The organism is Alteromonas sp. B31-7 (genome assembly GCF_015767655.1).
Taxonomy (GTDB): domain Bacteria; phylum Pseudomonadota; class Gammaproteobacteria; order Enterobacterales; family Alteromonadaceae; genus Alteromonas; species Alteromonas australica.
The window spans coordinates 39,846-55,603 of the sequence record NZ_CP065233.1 but is presented as its reverse complement, the minus strand read 5'-3'; the positions used below and the strand labels follow the sequence as shown (position 1 = coordinate 55,603).

13 protein-coding genes are annotated in these 15,758 nt (G+C 44.7%); 11 read left to right on the top strand and 2 right to left on the bottom strand.

What is annotated here, in order from left to right; all coding sequences use genetic code 11:
* The first annotated feature begins 140 nt into the window (after positions 1-140).
* Together coaBC and slmA are read left to right on the top strand one after the other, a co-directional pair.
* Entirely contained in the window at positions 141-1,343 is a 1,203-nt protein-coding gene (coaBC, locus tag IUA53_RS00240; protein WP_196897807.1) for a bifunctional phosphopantothenoylcysteine decarboxylase/phosphopantothenate--cysteine ligase CoaBC, read from the top strand.
* A 128-nt stretch (positions 1,344-1,471) separates the two neighbouring features.
* A complete protein-coding gene (gene slmA, locus IUA53_RS00235) occupies positions 1,472-2,059 on the top strand; it encodes a nucleoid occlusion factor SlmA (protein WP_044055435.1) in 588 nt (195 codons plus the stop codon).
* Between the two features lie 90 nt (positions 2,060-2,149).
* Here the strand turns inward: slmA and IUA53_RS00230 are convergent, their stop codons facing one another.
* A complete protein-coding gene (locus IUA53_RS00230; protein WP_196897805.1) occupies positions 2,150-3,214 on the bottom strand; it encodes a CDP-glycerol glycerophosphotransferase family protein in 1,065 nt (354 codons plus the stop codon).
* Between the two features lie 117 nt (positions 3,215-3,331).
* Here IUA53_RS00230 and IUA53_RS20215 point away from each other — a divergent pair, with 117 nt between their 5' ends.
* On the top strand, positions 3,332-4,171 hold the full coding sequence (locus IUA53_RS20215) for an adenylyltransferase/cytidyltransferase family protein (protein WP_231401213.1): 840 nt from the start codon (positions 3,332-3,334) through the stop codon (positions 4,169-4,171).
* A gap of 94 nt (positions 4,172-4,265) precedes the next feature.
* Here IUA53_RS20215 and IUA53_RS00220 read toward each other — a convergent pair whose 3' ends face one another.
* Complete coding sequence (locus IUA53_RS00220; RefSeq protein ID WP_044058618.1) at positions 4,266-5,903, bottom strand: M28 family metallopeptidase; 1,638 nt, start codon at positions 5,901-5,903, stop codon at positions 4,266-4,268.
* Between the two features lie 158 nt (positions 5,904-6,061).
* On the opposite strand from IUA53_RS00220, the gene IUA53_RS00215 reads away from it, so the two are divergent.
* From IUA53_RS00215 to IUA53_RS00180, 8 genes are all read left to right on the top strand, one after another.
* Positions 6,062-6,397, top strand: a complete 336-nt coding sequence (locus IUA53_RS00215) for a DUF1820 family protein (RefSeq protein ID WP_044055433.1) — start codon at positions 6,062-6,064, stop codon at positions 6,395-6,397.
* A 42-nt stretch (positions 6,398-6,439) separates the two neighbouring features.
* Positions 6,440-8,200: a DUF885 domain-containing protein gene (locus tag IUA53_RS00210; RefSeq protein WP_196897803.1), complete on the top strand. Its 1,761-nt coding sequence runs from the start codon at positions 6,440-6,442 to the stop codon at positions 8,198-8,200.
* Positions 8,197-8,712 carry a hypothetical protein gene (locus IUA53_RS00205; protein WP_231401212.1) on the top strand — a complete coding sequence of 172 codons (516 nt, stop codon included), beginning with the start codon at positions 8,197-8,199 and terminating at the stop codon, positions 8,710-8,712. The genes IUA53_RS00210 and IUA53_RS00205 overlap by 4 nt, the downstream gene beginning before the upstream one ends.
* 126 nt (positions 8,713-8,838) lie before the next feature.
* Positions 8,839-9,522 carry a translesion DNA synthesis-associated protein ImuA gene (imuA, locus tag IUA53_RS00200; RefSeq protein WP_044055431.1) on the top strand — a complete coding sequence of 228 codons (684 nt, stop codon included), beginning with the start codon at positions 8,839-8,841 and terminating at the stop codon, positions 9,520-9,522.
* Positions 9,523-9,524: 2 nt separating this feature from the next.
* Positions 9,525-10,925: a Y-family DNA polymerase gene (locus tag IUA53_RS00195; protein WP_044055430.1), complete on the top strand. Its 1,401-nt coding sequence runs from the start codon at positions 9,525-9,527 to the stop codon at positions 10,923-10,925.
* On the top strand, positions 10,925-13,996 hold the full coding sequence (locus IUA53_RS00190; protein ID WP_196897801.1) for an error-prone DNA polymerase: 3,072 nt from the start codon (positions 10,925-10,927) through the stop codon (positions 13,994-13,996). The genes IUA53_RS00195 and IUA53_RS00190 overlap by 1 nt, the downstream gene beginning before the upstream one ends.
* 46 nt (positions 13,997-14,042) lie before the next feature.
* Positions 14,043-14,834: a hypothetical protein gene (locus IUA53_RS00185; protein ID WP_196897799.1), complete on the top strand. Its 792-nt coding sequence runs from the start codon at positions 14,043-14,045 to the stop codon at positions 14,832-14,834.
* Positions 14,835-14,936: 102 nt separating this feature from the next.
* Positions 14,937-15,671, top strand: coding sequence for a substrate-binding periplasmic protein (locus tag IUA53_RS00180; protein ID WP_231401211.1), 735 nt, complete (start codon positions 14,937-14,939; stop codon positions 15,669-15,671).
* Positions 15,672-15,758 lie beyond the last annotated feature (87 nt).

Sequence of the window (15,758 nt, the reverse complement as noted above, 5' to 3'; positions counted from 1 at the left end):
CATTCCCCTTATTAACGACTGACCAAAAGAATAGAAACGCGCTTTTTCCGTGCCTATTTATGGGTATGTACTTTCGTTCAGCTACCTTAAAAACATGCTTCATGATAGGCTAATGAGATGATTAAAAGCAGGTTTTCGCTATGCCCATAGCCAACAAAAATGTCTTACTCGGTATCAGTGGTGGAATCGCCGCGTATAAAGCACCAGACTTAGTGCGTAAGCTTACTGCGCTAGGTGCCAATGTGCGCGTGGTTCTCACAGCCTCCGCCGCTGAGTTCGTTAGCCCTTTGTCGCTTCAAGCAGTATCGGGCAACCCTGTGCATCAACATTTACTCGACCCTGCCGCAGAAGCGGCCATGGGGCACATTGAGTTAGCTAAGTGGGCAGACATACTGCTTATAGCCCCCGCTACCGCCAACACGCTGGCAAAATTAACGGTGGGGTTGGCAGACGACTTGTTAACCACATTATATTTAGCCACCACGGCGAAAATCATGATTGCCCCGGCAATGAACCAGCAAATGTGGAAAGCACCGGCTACGCAAAGCAATGTCGCTACGTTAAAACAACAAGGCATCAGCTTTATTGGGCCTGCAAGTGGAGAACAAGCTTGTGGTGACGTAGGCGCTGGCCGTATGGTAGAACCCGTAGATATTGCCGACAGCGTAGATCACGCCTTTAGTGAGCCAACGTCTGAGTTAGCAGGCTTAAAAATAATGGTTACCGCAGGTCCAACGAGAGAGCCTCTCGATCCTGTACGATTTATTTCGAATCATAGCTCGGGAAAAATGGGGTTCGCGATTGCTGATGCTGCGGTAAAAGCAGGCGCGCAGGTAACATTGGTTGCAGGACCGGTTAATTTGCCCACGCCTCAAGGCTGTCAGCGCCACAATGTACTCTCGGCTGACGACATGCTTAAGGCCTGTGAAACTTATGCTGAAAGCACTGACATTTTTATTGCTACTGCCGCCGTGGCAGATTACAAAGCCAGTCAGGTGGCTGAAAATAAAATTAAAAAAGTAGGCGATGAGTTAACACTTACTTTTATTAAAAACCCTGATATTCTAGCTACTATCGCTGCCCGTCAGAACAAGCCATTTTGTGTGGGTTTCGCCGCCGAAAGTGAAAACGTAGAGGCCTACGCCCGCGGCAAGTTGGTGAATAAAGGTTTAGACATGATTGCCGCCAACGATATCACCGCAGAAGGGTTAGGCTTTAACAGTGATAACAATGCGCTGCATGTAATTTGGAACGACGGCGATAAACACTTACCTGCCACCAGTAAAGCTGAATTAGCGAAAGGCTTGGTGAGTTTAATAGCGCAGCAATATAATAAAAATTAGCAACACGACTTAATAAAGCGGTTATTACGTCGATAATAATAACGACAAATTATAACGCCATTGGCTTTGGCCAACTTAACATGGAATACGAGCGATTCTTGCTCGATTGTGGAGGAATTACTCTCATCATGCCTGCTGTCAAAAAAACAAATCGCAGAGCGCAAATCTTACAAGCCTTAGCGGGAATGTTGGAAACTAACGCTGGTCAACGTATTACTACCGCCAAACTTGCAGAAAAAGTGGGCGTGTCTGAAGCGGCGCTTTATCGCCACTTTCCAAGCAAAGCTCGTATGTTTGAAGGACTTATAGAGTTTATTGAAGAAACCTTGTTCACACGCATCAACAAAATTGTGAACGAAGAAAAAGACTCTGCGGCTCGCTGCCAACTTATTTTGCATCTTATTTTAGGCTTTGCTGAGAAAAACCCAGGGATTACCCGCATATTAAACGGTGATGCCTTAATGGGAGAGCAAGACCGTTTGCGTGCCCGTATAGCGAAATTATATGAGCGTCTAGAAACGCAAATGAAGCAAGTGTTAAGAGAGCGCAAGTTGCGTGAAGGCAAGACCTTATCGGCAGAAGAAGAAGTTATTGCCAACTTGATGATTTGTTATGTGGACGGTCGAATTAACCTTTATATTCGTAGCGGCTTCACCCGTAAACCCACCGAACAATTCAGTGAACAGTGGCAAGTATTTAAACAGCTGTTTATCTAACTCGTTTAGCCTGTGCCTTCGCCGCACAGGCTAACACTCACGCACACCTCGCCTTACCTTAGTACTATTCACGCCCGAAGGCGTAGTTCGTTAGTATGCTTCTAAGTAATCCACGATACGTGCTGAGCTTTTGCCGTCGGTAGGGCCAGTATGGTCTCGTGTATATTCTGCCCGTTCCTTGGCGTACAAAGAGGGCTCGGCCAATTGCTTTTCTACCGCTTCTCTTAATTCACTAAAGCTATTGATGTGCAGCCCTATGTTTTCATAAATAACATTGTCTTTGCCAAATCGTTTTTCGAAACGGTATTTGAAAATTCCGCGATAAGACCATTTCAACTTGAAGAAATTGCATACAATCACCGGCTTAGACAGTGCGACAAATTCAAATAACGTACTGGAGGCTTCACTTAATAAGATGTCAGCGTCTTTCATAAACGGCAGAAGAGACAATTCGTATTCGCTAGCCACATACGCATTTTCAAATGCCGCCCACTTTTTTAGCTTCTTGCGTTGATTTTTATAAGCTTCACGGGTGTAGGTGAAGGTGTGAGGCTTAATAAGAATATTAAAATCTTCAAAGTAGCGAGGCCAATCATTAGGAAAGCGCTCTAATGAACTTGGGTTAAAAGTAGGGGCAAATAGCAGCGTCTTTTTGCTTTTGTCTAAACCTAGCTTGGCATAATCGAGCCCGGCCTCTGTGTTGTTGTAAAGCGGATCGAGTTTGGAGAAGCCCACCTGCACAAAGTTGTCGTTGGGATATAGCTCTCTTATTTTTTTAAGCCTAAACTCACCCTCAATAAAACGCACGGTCATTGGGGTTACCGACTTATGATAATAGCTGGGTTTTGGGCCTACGCCATGCCCTAACTGAGCGGTTTTGCTGGCTTGATGGATTTCATCTAAGTACGCAAAAGCGTTACCAAAAAAGATCCAGTCTGGCTTATGTTCTACGTAATAGTCTCGGGCAGACTTGTCGTCTTCTACCCAATGATAGTTATAGGCAAGCGCGGTGAGTACTTGCGTAAATTTATCTTCGCTATTCTTATTTTTATAGCAAACAAACGTTATCTGATGCCCTCGTCGAGTGAGTTCTTCACAAATAGGAAGAAATTGAGGCAAGTAGTAGACATTCACGGTGTCAAAAACGATATTCATACAGATAATTAGACTCTTTTTACAATAAGAAAAGTAACTTTGTAAATTTGCTAACTAGCGTAACTCTTTGTTTATATTATAATGAGATGTCAATTTATAAACTAATCGTTGAGAGCCATGCTAAACGCCACATTATCAAAGTTCGGATACCCAGAAAGCCTTATTAAGACTTACGATTACTGGCATGTACTCTTAAGACCAGGCCAAGTCACTATTGGTTCTTTGGTACTTATTTGCAAAGAAGATGTCTATCAATATGCCGATATCTCTGAAGAGGCTGCTAGAGAGCAAAAACAGGTTATTGCTGATATCGAGAGGATACTGAAAAAGCGCTTCAACTTCAGCAAAATTAATTACCTTATGCTGATGATGGTCGATCCCGCCGTGCATTTTCATGTTATTCCACGTTACGATAGCCCTGTCACATTTTGTGAGAAGCAATTTGAAGACACCAGCTGGCCTAGCCCACCTAACTTAAAATCTGTCTTGCCTTTAGATGACATTTATCGTGATGAGTTGTTATCTACCCTTAAGGCCGACTTTGCATTGCTTTCTGTTCCGCAAATCAGTTCAGGTAAGAAGTACGGTCGTATGTATACCTCAGGGTGCTTTGATATTTTCCATCAAGGCCATCTCAATATCCTGAAAAAAACCAAGCAATTATGTGACTATTTAATTGTAGGCGTGTCTACCGATGAGTTAATTATTCAGTCGAAAGGTCGCCCGCCCCTCATTCCATTTGAAGAGCGAATTTCTATATTAGAGTCAAACCGCTATGTGGACGAAGTTATCCCACAAGTCGATAAGAATAAGCAAAAAGTGGTGGATGAATATCGTATTGATGCTATCTCGGTGGGGTCGGATTGGAAGGGTAAATACCCAAGCGTCACTTGTGAAATGGTGTATTTTGACTATACGCCAAATGTTAGCTCTACCGTATTAAAGCGCAAGCTGTAAGCCGTTAGCCGTTAGCCGTTAGCCGTTAGCCGCGAGAATAGCGATAAAGAAAGAAGAGCCAGACTGATGATGTCTGGCTCTTCTTTTTACTGTCTTATTGACCGAAGGTGGTACCGAAGAAGTCGCCTTCATTCCAGCTTGGCTTGTCTTCTTGGTTTGCCAGTGTCCAACCAATTTGTGCATTTACCTTGGTAAAGGTTTCTGCTGCATTCCAGTTAAACGGCTGGTGAATATCGTCGCTAGGCTTGTGGTAGTGAGTTGATAAAAACTGACCGAATACCTTGCTTCCATCCACATTAGGATCTTTCGATTTTAGGCCTGGTACCATAAACACCGCAGGCACACCTTGCTTTACAAACGCATAGTGATCAGAGCGAGTGAATAAGGCTTGTTCTGGCCATGGGTCTGGGCTTAGTTCGATATCTGCGTTAGCAGCGGCCTTTTCCACCGAGTCTTGTAAATCGCTGTGGTTTGCACCAAAGGCGATAACATCTGCAAACTCGTAAGTTAAAATAGGCATGTCTAGGTTAACGTTAGCCACCATTGAAGTAACAGGAACGGTCGGGTTACGGGCAAAGTAATCTGCACCTAATAAGCCTTTTTCTTCACCCGTTACCGAAACGAATAAAATTGAGCGTTTAGGCTTTTCTTTCATTTCGCTAAACAAACGCGCCGTTTCAAGCATCACAGAGGTACCAGAGGCATTGTCCATGGCACCGTTATTGATGTTGTCTTTCTTTACCGTTTTCGCAAAACCAATGTGGTCTGAGTGTGCAGAGAAAACCACGTACTCGTTTTTCAGAGTGGGGTCTGAACCTTCTAGCATACCTACTACGTTGGGGCTGCTTACCACTTCGTGAGTACTTTGTTTACTAAGAGAAACTGTACCTGGTAGTTCAAAACCTTTAGGCACTTTGTCTGCTTCTAGTTCAGCATACACTTCTTCTAGCGAGTGCTCTGCGCCGTCAAATAAGGTTTTTGCTGCCCCTTCACTAAGGTAAGCACCACCTTTTATTTGTGCAAAGGTATTCGCTGGCTCACCGTCTTCGTTTAGCCATGCCATACGGGGAGTATGTATATAGCTTAAACGGCTTTGATACGGACGAACTTTTTCATTTTTTGGCGTCGTGATGGTGATCATGCCAATAGCGCCACGCTCAGCAGCGTATTTTTGTTTTTGATACCCTGAAGCAAAGTGAGCGCCTTCTTCTGAGGGGAAGTCGCCTGGCTTACCGGCAAGTGTTACCACTATTTTGCCGTCTACATCCATATTTTCGTAGTCGTTATGGTCAAGTTCGTCAGCCACAATACCGTAGCCGACAAACACTAACTCACCTTCTACTTTTGCGTCAGTGGAAAGTAGGCTTGGGCCTGCTAAGTATTGCTTGGGGTATTCAAAATTAATGGTTTCGCCGCCACGGGTAAGGGTAAACGCTGGCGATTCTTGAATAAGATTAGCCTTACGAAAGTTAACGCGTTGAACGTAACCGTCGGTCCCAGCTGGCTTCAAACCATATTTAGCAAATTCAGTGGCTATGTATAACGCCGCCATTTCATGGCCTTTCGACCCTGTGTCACGGCCTTCTAACAAGTCGTCTGCAAGAAAAAATAAGTGTGACTTTATTCGTTGTGTATCAGGATTAAAGCCACTGTCTGTCGTTTCAGGTTTTTGTGCACATGCCGACAATGTCATTGCCGCCACTGCACCACCTATAAGTAGTTTTTTTATCATTATGTTTTCACCGTCTTTAAATCTGCCAACATAGTATCGTACAGAAGTGCTTTGGCAATATTTAACCCTGTATTTTTCCATCATTGCCCGTATAAATAGACCAATGTAAACTTCCGCTTCTTTGGCATAGTGTTTATTTGAGCAACTAAGAACAAACCATGAGTAACAACGAACCTTTATATCGAATACAATTTATTAGTCACGGTGAACGCTACGAACTGTACGTAAAAACCCTAACCCAAGGCGCGCTTTTTGGCTTCGTTGAAATAGGTGACTTTGTGTGGGACACCCACACCAGTGTAGTGGTAGACCCTAGTCATGAAAAACTGAAGTCAGAATTTGGCGATGTTTCAAAAACTTATATACCTATGCATAATGTCTTACGTATTGATGCTGTGAATAAAAAAGGAACGGCTAAAATTACTCAATTAGACAATAAGTCTGATAAAGTAACGTCATTCCCCCGACCCATATATACACCCAACAAAGAGTAACCCGCCGGGTTTGTTTCCGGCACTAAGGTTGCCGGAGGCCTAATGACTTTTCGTTATTTTTTTGCTTTATTGCTTAGCTTGGCAAGTTTTTCATCACTTGCCACCGCCGCTAAAGATGCCGAATTTTACACCTTGCTAGAGGAAATTTGGCAATATGAACTCAGTGTGTCACCGCTACTTGCATCTCGTCACGGTGACCATTCTTTAGCGGCACAACTGCCTGATATTTCTCCTGAAGCATTAGCTCGCAAGCACGGTATGTGGGTTCAATACCGAAACGCGTTGGAGAAATATAATGTTGATAACCTCTCCAATGACGGTTTTATTGCTTTGCTCATGCAAAAATACCGGTTAGATGATTATATTGATCAATACCGCTTTCGCGCGCACCTTATTCCAATTAATTCGGAATATGGCTTCCACGCTACCATGGCCGGATTACCTCACTTATCTCGTTTCAAAACCGACGAAGACTACCTCGCCTACATTCACCGGCTCCATAGTTTGCCGCCTTACTTTGAACAACAAATTAGCTATATGCGCCAAGGCTTAAAAGAAGGGTATACGCAACCGAAGGTGGTGCTGAAAGGATTTGATGAGGCAATAAAAGCCTACTTAGTTGACCGGCCTGAAGACAGTGGCTTTTATACGCCTTTTACGTCTTTTCCTGATTACTTTTCAGCTACTCAGAAAAAAGCCCTTAACGCTGCCGGTAGAGAGGCCGTTGAGAAAAGTGTATTACCGGCCTATCAGAAGTTTTATCACTTCATGGTAAATGAGTATATACCTGGCGCTCGCCAGTCTATTGCCGCTCAGCATTGGCCCGAAGGCGACGCCTACTATGCTAACCGAGCCAAGCACTACACCACCACGGATATGACGCCGCAAGAAATTCATCAGCTCGGGCTTCGCGAAGTAACGCGCATTCGAGAAGAAATGCAACGCATTGTGGATGAGGTCAAATTCCACGGTGACATCAACGATTTTATTCAATTTCTCCGTGAGGACCCACAGTTTTACGCAGAATCAGCGGAAGACTTGCTAAAAGAAGCGTCGTTTATTGCAAAAAAAATGGACGCTAAGTTACCTTCACTTTTTGAATACTTACCCCGCACCCCTTATGGCGTTGCGCCAGTACCCGATAATATTGCACCTAAGTACACCACTGGCCGCTACATTCATCCTAGTGGCGATGATAAACCTGGTTATTATTGGGTAAACACCTACGCCCTAGATAAGCGCCCGCTGTATGCCTTGCCTGCTCTCACTTTGCATGAAGCTGTGCCTGGCCACCATTTACAGATATCGCTGGCGGCAGAGTTAGACGCGCTTCCCATGGTGCGCCGCAATACTTATATTTCCGCCTTTGGTGAAGGCTGGGGGCTGTATTCAGAGTTTCTGGGGATAGAAGCCGGTATTTACGAAACCCCTTATGATAACTTTGGTCGTCTTAGCTATGAAATGTGGCGGGCGTGTCGCTTAGTGGTTGATACTGGCATGCACACTATGGGCTGGAGCCGTCAGCAAGCGGTAGATTATATGATGGAAAATACGGCCCTTTCTGAGCACAATGTGAATACGGAAATTGACCGCTATATATCTTGGCCCGCGCAAGCGTTATCTTACAAAATTGGTGAGATAAAAATAAAAGCATTACGTAAAAAAGCAGAAAAGGCATTGGGACAGCATTTTGATGTACGTAAGTTTCATCGGGCGGTATTAGAAAATGGTTCGGTTCCCTTGTTTATCTTAGAGCAACACATCAATACATTTATAAAACAACAAAAGGCAATAACACAATGATAGTGGTGGCATTTGCAGTGATGGGAGTTCTTCTCCTATTTTCCGTATACCTTGTGCTTCGCATGCAAAACTTGCAAAGGGAATTAGCCCTTACACGCACCTCGGCAAAACAAAGCAATAGTAAGGTTTCTCATGCGTACCGCAACCTAGTGCTGGTGACAGAAGCATTAGAGAAAAACCTGTCTACTCGCACTGAAAACGCCTTTAAACGCAGGCTTATTAATGCCCAGCAGCATGCTGCTTTTATGGTGCTTATGAGTAACTTTTCCACCATTGTAATGGCCTGCTGTGAAAAAGGAGCTTCCCTTGAAGAAGCGCTTAATCAGGTGTTAAAAAATGAAGAATTAAGCCTGACAGACCTGCAAGAAGTACTAAAGGAAATGCCAAGTAATGTTCGAATGGCTTGGTCTAAAAACTCAGCTGATGGGTTTATTGCCGCTTGTCAGCTTATTACAATCACCATCAGTGGCACCACAAAGTCGGCTGCACAAAAAGAAAACCAAGCGTCTTAGTTACCCTTCCTTTATTTCTATTTTTCATTGAGTTAGCTAAAAGGCAGCGTGAAACGCTGCCGCTTTGCTTGAAAACCCAAGTACGTACACTATAATACTGTACATAAATACAGTATTATAGTGTTTATGAAAGACCCATTATCTCTTTTACATAACAATCCAAACCTATGGCGAGCCCGTGATCAGCATGGCGCATGCGCACGTTTTGCCTTGGGTGTGGATAAACTAGATGAGGTATTACAAGGTGGTATTCATACATCAGGCATGATTAGAGTGTCCTGCGCAACAGGCTCGGGGGAATTGTCGCTCTTTAAACAAGTGATTAGTCAGCCTCGGGAGCATAAATTACGTGTATTCATTAACCCACCGGCTGAACTACAAGCCCCTTGGCTTGTTAGCCAAGGCATTGCCATAGAGCAAGTACTGATCATCACTCCCACTAACGACGCCGACGCCTTATGGGCGGCTGAGCAATGCCTTAAAAGCGCAGCATGTCATTGCGTACTGTTATGGAGTAACGCAATATCACCAAAAGAAGCCCGTCGGTTGCAAGTGGCGGCCAGCCACAACGATGCTCTATGTTTTTTATTTTCACACTTGAATAAAAATATGACATCCCTTCCGGTGGTACTTGATATCAAATTAGCCGTAAAAGAAAGCAACATCGTGGTGGATATTCTGAAACATCGGCAGGGCTGGCCAATCAATAACCTTGTTATTCCCTTTACTTGGACGCCTAGCAATCACGCCATTCAATGGGCAATGTTGAATAACAAAAGGAACCCGCGCCCTTTACACTCTGTGAGTTAGTCATGCTTTGGGCCTACTTTCATTGCTACCAACTCACCCTCGACACTTATGTGTCACAGCAAAGTGCATCGCCTTGCCCTGTGCCAACGGTGGTATATAACGAAAAAAATAACGCTGTCGTACAATTAAATCCACCAGCAAAAGACACGGGGCTAGACGTGGGGTTTGGTTTAGCACAAACCGCCGCCCTTTGCCCTCATGTCAATATTTTAACTTACCGTGCTGAGGCAGAAAGAGACACTTTGATTAGCTTGGCTCACCGATTATATCCATTAGCTTCGGATATTGTCCTTGAAGACACAAATAGCTTGGCAATACGTTTAGATAACTTAGTGCAGTATTACGGCAGCTACGAGGTATTGTGGAGTACCTTAACCCACGAAATCTCTCTCTCAGGCATTCACTATAATTATGCTACAGCGTGGGGAATAGAAGCTGCGCGACTGCTAGCCAAAAATCATCATAATAAAGTGAGTATCCAGACTGCAGATATTAGGGAAAGTCTCTCCACCTGCGCCCTTTCTCAAACAGAGTTAGACAGTAAAGCCATTACGTCGCTAGCAAAAGTGGGCATAACTCAAGTAGGGCAATTACTCAGTATGCCAGTTCACGAATTAGGCCGTCGTTTCACCAATGACACCATTCGCTACCTTACCGCCTTACGAGGAGAGACCTTTCCAACACGACAAGTATTTAGGCCTAGCGATACCTTTGAAAAAACCACCGCTTTGTCGTTTGAAGTAGAAAACACCCAACACTTACAGCCTTACCTTAACATTCAGCTTGAAACCCTGAGCCATTATTTAAGAGCCCGTAACCTTACAACGTCCGCCATTGAATTTCGTATTTCGTTCAGAGAGGTAAGCCCCCTACGGCTGGCGGTAAACGCCGCCTTGCCCACAACAGCACTAAAAGATTGGCTGGAGCTAGCCGTACTCAAGACAGAGCGCTTAGCGTTACCCGCCCCCGCTATTTCGTTAACCCTGACATGTTGCGAATTTGAGCCGACCGCAGGCGACAACGGCGATTTATTCTCGAACCGCTTCACCACATTAGCGCAAAAACAGCTTATTGGCCGCTTAAAAGCAAAGTTGGGCGACACAAGCACACAACAACCTTTGATGGGTAACAGTCATGCCTTTGAGAAAATGTGTACCTATGATGTACAGCATGCCACCGAGACTTACCAGTTTGATGCAGCACCCACCTTTTTGTTTAGCCAACCAAAACCTCTCACGCAAGGCAGTAAAATTTGTTTTGGCCCATTACGATTGCAAACCCTGTGGTGGGAAGAAGAAGCGCAACCACGGGATTACTTTATTGCGCAAACGCTACAAGGCAGGCGCTTACTCGTGTTTAAAGATCATCACAAGCGATGGTGGATGCAGGGAATATATAGCTAATGTACAGCGAGCTTTTTTGCCAAAGTCACTATAGTTTTTTAACCGGTGCATCTTCCCCCGCTCAACTGGTCACCACGGCGTCATTTTTAGGCTACGACGCACTAGCCATAACGGATGAATGCTCGGTGGCAGGTGTGGTACGCGCTTATGCGTCTATTACCCAGCAACGTTTACCCATAAAACTGATTGTGGGTAGCTATTTTGTTTTTGACGACACTTTTGCCTTCGTGTTGTTATGTCCAAATAAGGCCGCCTATTCTGAGCTATGCCGTATCATTACCAATGCCAGAAGGCGCTCGAAAAAGGGGGAATACCAATTAGCGGAATGGGACTTGCGTACTATTCGGCACTGCAAACTCATCTGGCTGCCTAGTACTCAGCAAGCCCACGACGACTATTGGGCCAAATGGCTAAGTCAACACTCGGCTATTCACACCCATATTGGGGCTCAACGTTTACTCGACGGTAACGACCATCACAGGTTTGCGACCTATAACCGCCTAGCACAGCACTACGACTTCCCCGTAGTAGCCTGCACGGGGGTATTAATGCACCATAGCGACGACTTAGCCCTGCAACATGTATTACAGGCTACCCGTGAACATTCCACCGTGAGCAACCTGGGTCGCCATGCAATCAGTAATGCAGAGCGTAGTTTAAGGCCCATCAATAAAATTCAAAAACTCTATCCCGAACGGTGGATAGACAACACATCTGTACTCGCTGGAAGCTGTCACTTTTCACTCAATGAAGTACGTTATCAGTATCCTGCCGAATTGGTGCCTACAGGCTATACAGCCATAGCCTACTTACGCCAGTGTGTTGAAAAAGGCATTCGCATACGCTTCCCAGAAGGCCTGAGCAAAAAAGTACGGGCCATAATTGAAAAGGAAATGAAGCTGATAGAAGAGCAGGATTATGCCTACTTTTTCCTGACGCTTTACGACATTGTGCAATTTGCCAAACAGCAGGGAATTTTGTATCAAGGCAGAGGTTCAGCCGCGAACTCTGTGGTGTGTTACTGCTTAGAAATTACGGCGGTAGACCCTCGGCAAATTAATGTACTATTCGAGCGTTTCATTTCTAAAGAGCGTGACGAGCCCCCAGACATTGATGTGGATTTTGAGCATCAAAGACGGGAAGAAATTATTCAATACATTTATAAAAAATATGGGCGCGAACGCACGGCCATCGCTGCCACCGTCATTTGCTATCGCTTTAAATCAGCCTTTAAGGACGCCGGTAAAGCACTGGGGTTCAATGAGTCTCAACTGAGCTTTATTGTGAAACAAATTAACCGTAGAGACAGTGTTATTCCTTGGCAATCCCAACTGGAGGGGCTTGGCCTTAAGGGAGATGACAAACGCGTAAAGCAGCTGATTAATATCACCGAGCAATTACTGGGTACCCCGCGGCATTTATCACAGCATGTTGGGGGCTTTGTTATTAGTTCAGGCCCCCTTTATGAACTGGTTCCCGTAGAAAACGCCGCTATGCCAGAGCGAACCATTATTCAATGGGACAAGGACGACATAGAGACCTTAGGGCTACTCAAAGTGGACGTATTAGCATTAGGCATGCTTAGCGCAATAAGGCGCACCTTCGCATTAATAAACAAACATTACCCCGTTCCTGTGAGCATTCCTTTCATTACCAAACTGGGAGACGACCCTCAGGTTTTCGACATGATTTGTAAAGCCGATACCGTGGGTGTCTTTCAAATTGAATCACGGGCTCAAATGTCTATGTTACCGCGGCTTAAGCCCCGCTGTTATTACGACTTGGTTGTGCAAATCGCCATTGTCAGGCCTGGGCCCATTCAAGGCGACATGGTGCACCCCTACTTATTAAGGCGTCATGGAAACGAGAGCATTAGCTACCCCTCGAATGAAGTAAAAAACGTGCTATCACGCACCATGGGCGTCCCTATTTTTCAGGAGCAAGTGATTCAACTTGCTATGGTTGCTGCGGGGTTTAGCGGTGGAGAAGCCGACCAACTTCGCCGTGCTATGGCCAGTTGGAAAAAAGACGGCAGAATTTTCGAATTTCGCGATAAATTAATAAAAGGCATGGTAGCAAGAGGCTATGACGAGAATTTTGCCCATAACCTGTTCGAACAAATAAAAGGCTTTGCCGGCTATGGCTTTCCGGAATCTCACTCGGCGTCCTTTGCAGTGCTAGCTTATGTATCCTGTTGGCTCAAGTTTTACTTTCCGGTTGAATTCTACGTGGCGCTACTGAATAGCTGGCCTATGGGCTTTTACTCTCCCTCTCAATTGGTGCAAGACGCAAAACGTCATAAGATTACGGTAATCCCCCCTTGTATCAACCAATCATGCTACGAACATCAGGTGGTTTATCATAAAGGCTATAAGAAAATTCAATTGGGATTAGCTATAATTAAGGGGCTGGGAGAGGCAACCGCCCATGAGTTATGCCGGCAACGCCCACTTGAAGGGTTTACACGCATTGAAACAATACAAGGCCTAAACATCAGGCGGGACGAACTTGAAGCACTTGCCAGTGCAGGGGCATTCAATGCGCTAACGGGTAACCGCTATCAAGCACGGTGGCGAATGATGGACAATCAAGCAACCCTGCCATTATTCGATGACTGCCCTAATAATGATAGTTTGGCCATTACGCCAAATGATGCAGACAACTTACTTGAAGATTATGCGGCTACTGGGCTGAGTACACACGATCACCCTGTGGCATTACTACACCGCGAAAAGTCACTTAACTACATTACAACGGCAGATAAGTTACACGGAAAAACGCACAAGTCGGTGGTAAAGGTACTTGGGTGTGTGACAGGACGCCAAGCACCGGGAACCGCAGCAGGGGTTACTTTCCTTACCCTTGAAGATCACACTGGCAACATGAATGTTGTGGTATGGGTATCTACTGCAAGAGCGCAGCAACCCACGTTTTTAAAAGCGAAGCTACTTCAAGTCAATGGCGTGATTGAGCGCTCTAAAGAGGGAGTCATTCATATTATTGCAGGTAAGCTGATAGACCGAACGCCCTGGTTAGCGTCTTTGTCGTTAACCTCACGGGATTTTCATTAAAGCTGAGACTCGGTGGTAAAACATTAATGCTGAATTGGAGTAACGTATGAAGCAGGTATTACTTTGTCTACTGCTTATGCTATTTAGCACGCAACTAAGCGCAGAAAAGTACATCGTTGGCGCGCAAAATATTGGCTACTACCCGCATTATGACTTCTCTGCATCAGAGGACAAAGGCGTAGGCTGGGCCATTCTTGAAGCCTTCTCGGCACACTCTGGCCATGAATTTATTTATCTAAGCATGCCAATACGTCGCTTACAACTTGAGCTACTGAAAGGCCATGTAGACTTTGTGTACCCTGACAACCCTGGTTGGTACAACCAAGTCACTAAAAATACCGACAAGCACTTTTCCTCTCCGCTAACCAACGCCATTACGGGCACCTTTGTATCAAAAGATAACACAGGTAATACCATGGCTCGCATTAAGCGAATAGCGATGCCATTAGGGTTTACGCCAGTGAATTGGCAGCAACAGGTAGACAAAAAACAAACTAAGCTGGTATGGGTATCCGATATTGAGGCAGGAATGTGGTTGGTACAAAAGCGCAGAGTAGATGCGATTGACTTAGAAATGCATGTGGCTTCGCATATTAGCAAAAATGTGAATGGACTGGCGCCTCTCACGTTAGATCTTACCCTGCCCCATAATGAAATCCCTTTCATGCTCTCGTCATTGCGCCACAAAGGTATTATTGATGAGCTAAATCAATTTATTGAAAATAACCCAAATAAGATAAGGGAAATAAAAAATACATACGGTATTATAAGTTTTCGCAAACTTAAGCCAGAATTGATGAAAGAGCAACGTGTCTCTGAAGCGCAAGTATGGCAATAATGAGTAACGAAGGATGACGTTAACGCGATGAAATCAAAAGTGAACACATGGGTTCTGAGACTAATAGCATTCACTATTTTTAGTGTATGCAGTGCTAACAGTATGGCCGATAAATTCGTTATTGGTGCACAGCGCCTTGACTACTTCCCTCACTATGATTTCACCTCATCCAGAGATAGAGGGGTAGCCTGGGCGATATTAGAAGCTTTCTCTAAGTACTCCGGCCATGAATTAGTGTATTTAAGTTTGCCGGTGAAACGCCTACAAATAGAGCTACAAAAAGGGAATATAGATTTCGTCTTTCCTGACAACCCTCGCTGGGATAACGGTATTCAGGCTACGCAAAAGAAAGTATTTTCCGAACCACTTGTTCACACGCTAACCGGCAGTTTCCTCACAGAAGAGAAACGGGGTCACACTATTTCATCCATTAAAACCCTTGCAGTACCTAAAGGCTTTACCCCGGTTAAATGGAAGCAGCGAATCAATAGTAACCTCGTTAAAGTGATTGAAGTCGACGACGTTTACGAGGGCTTACAACTTGTAAATCAGGGTAAGGCAGATGCGATTGATCTTGAGTATCATGTGGTGGACTATTTTGTAAAACGTTACCCACAACTCGCTGGCATTGAACTGGATATTACCCTTCCTTATAAAGATGTGCCCTTTCAGCTTTCAACCGTCAATCAACCTGAGGTTATCGCGCAGCTGAATCAGTTTTTAATTGAACATGCTAGTGAAGTGTCCCAAATTGTAAAATCCTATCAGATAAAACAACCTGATGCGTTGGTAAAACAGCTTACTCTTGGTATCAACGAAACGGCAAACAATCAGTAGTCGAGCCTTAAGTATTTCCCACTGTAAGAAATACTTAAGGTAAGTAATACAGAAACACCCGCCCATTAGCCCGCTCATAAAAATAAA

Bases quoted from the DNA above. Each gene is read 5' to 3' on its own strand.
- coaBC (WP_196897807.1), top strand. From the start codon at position 141: ATGCCCATAGCCAACAAAAATGTCTTACTCGGTATCAGTGGTGGAATC.
- IUA53_RS00205 (WP_231401212.1), top strand. From the start codon at position 8,197: ATGATAGTGGTGGCATTTGCAGTGATGGGAGTTCTTCTCCTATTTTCC.
- IUA53_RS20215 (WP_231401213.1), top strand. From the start codon at position 3,332: ATGCTAAACGCCACATTATCAAAGTTCGGATACCCAGAAAGCCTTATT.
- IUA53_RS00195 (WP_044055430.1), top strand. From the start codon at position 9,525: ATGCTTTGGGCCTACTTTCATTGCTACCAACTCACCCTCGACACTTAT.
- IUA53_RS00230 (WP_196897805.1), bottom strand. From the start codon at position 3,214: ATGAATATCGTTTTTGACACCGTGAATGTCTACTACTTGCCTCAATTT.
- IUA53_RS00180 (WP_231401211.1), top strand. From the start codon at position 14,937: ATGGCCGATAAATTCGTTATTGGTGCACAGCGCCTTGACTACTTCCCT.
- IUA53_RS00220 (WP_044058618.1), bottom strand. From the start codon at position 5,903: ATGATAAAAAAACTACTTATAGGTGGTGCAGTGGCGGCAATGACATTG.
- imuA (WP_044055431.1), top strand. From the start codon at position 8,839: ATGAAAGACCCATTATCTCTTTTACATAACAATCCAAACCTATGGCGA.
- IUA53_RS00185 (WP_196897799.1), top strand. From the start codon at position 14,043: ATGAAGCAGGTATTACTTTGTCTACTGCTTATGCTATTTAGCACGCAA.
- IUA53_RS00215 (WP_044055433.1), top strand. From the start codon at position 6,062: ATGAGTAACAACGAACCTTTATATCGAATACAATTTATTAGTCACGGT.
- IUA53_RS00210 (WP_196897803.1), top strand. From the start codon at position 6,440: ATGACTTTTCGTTATTTTTTTGCTTTATTGCTTAGCTTGGCAAGTTTT.
- IUA53_RS00190 (WP_196897801.1), top strand. From the start codon at position 10,925: ATGTACAGCGAGCTTTTTTGCCAAAGTCACTATAGTTTTTTAACCGGT.
- slmA (WP_044055435.1), top strand. From the start codon at position 1,472: ATGCCTGCTGTCAAAAAAACAAATCGCAGAGCGCAAATCTTACAAGCC.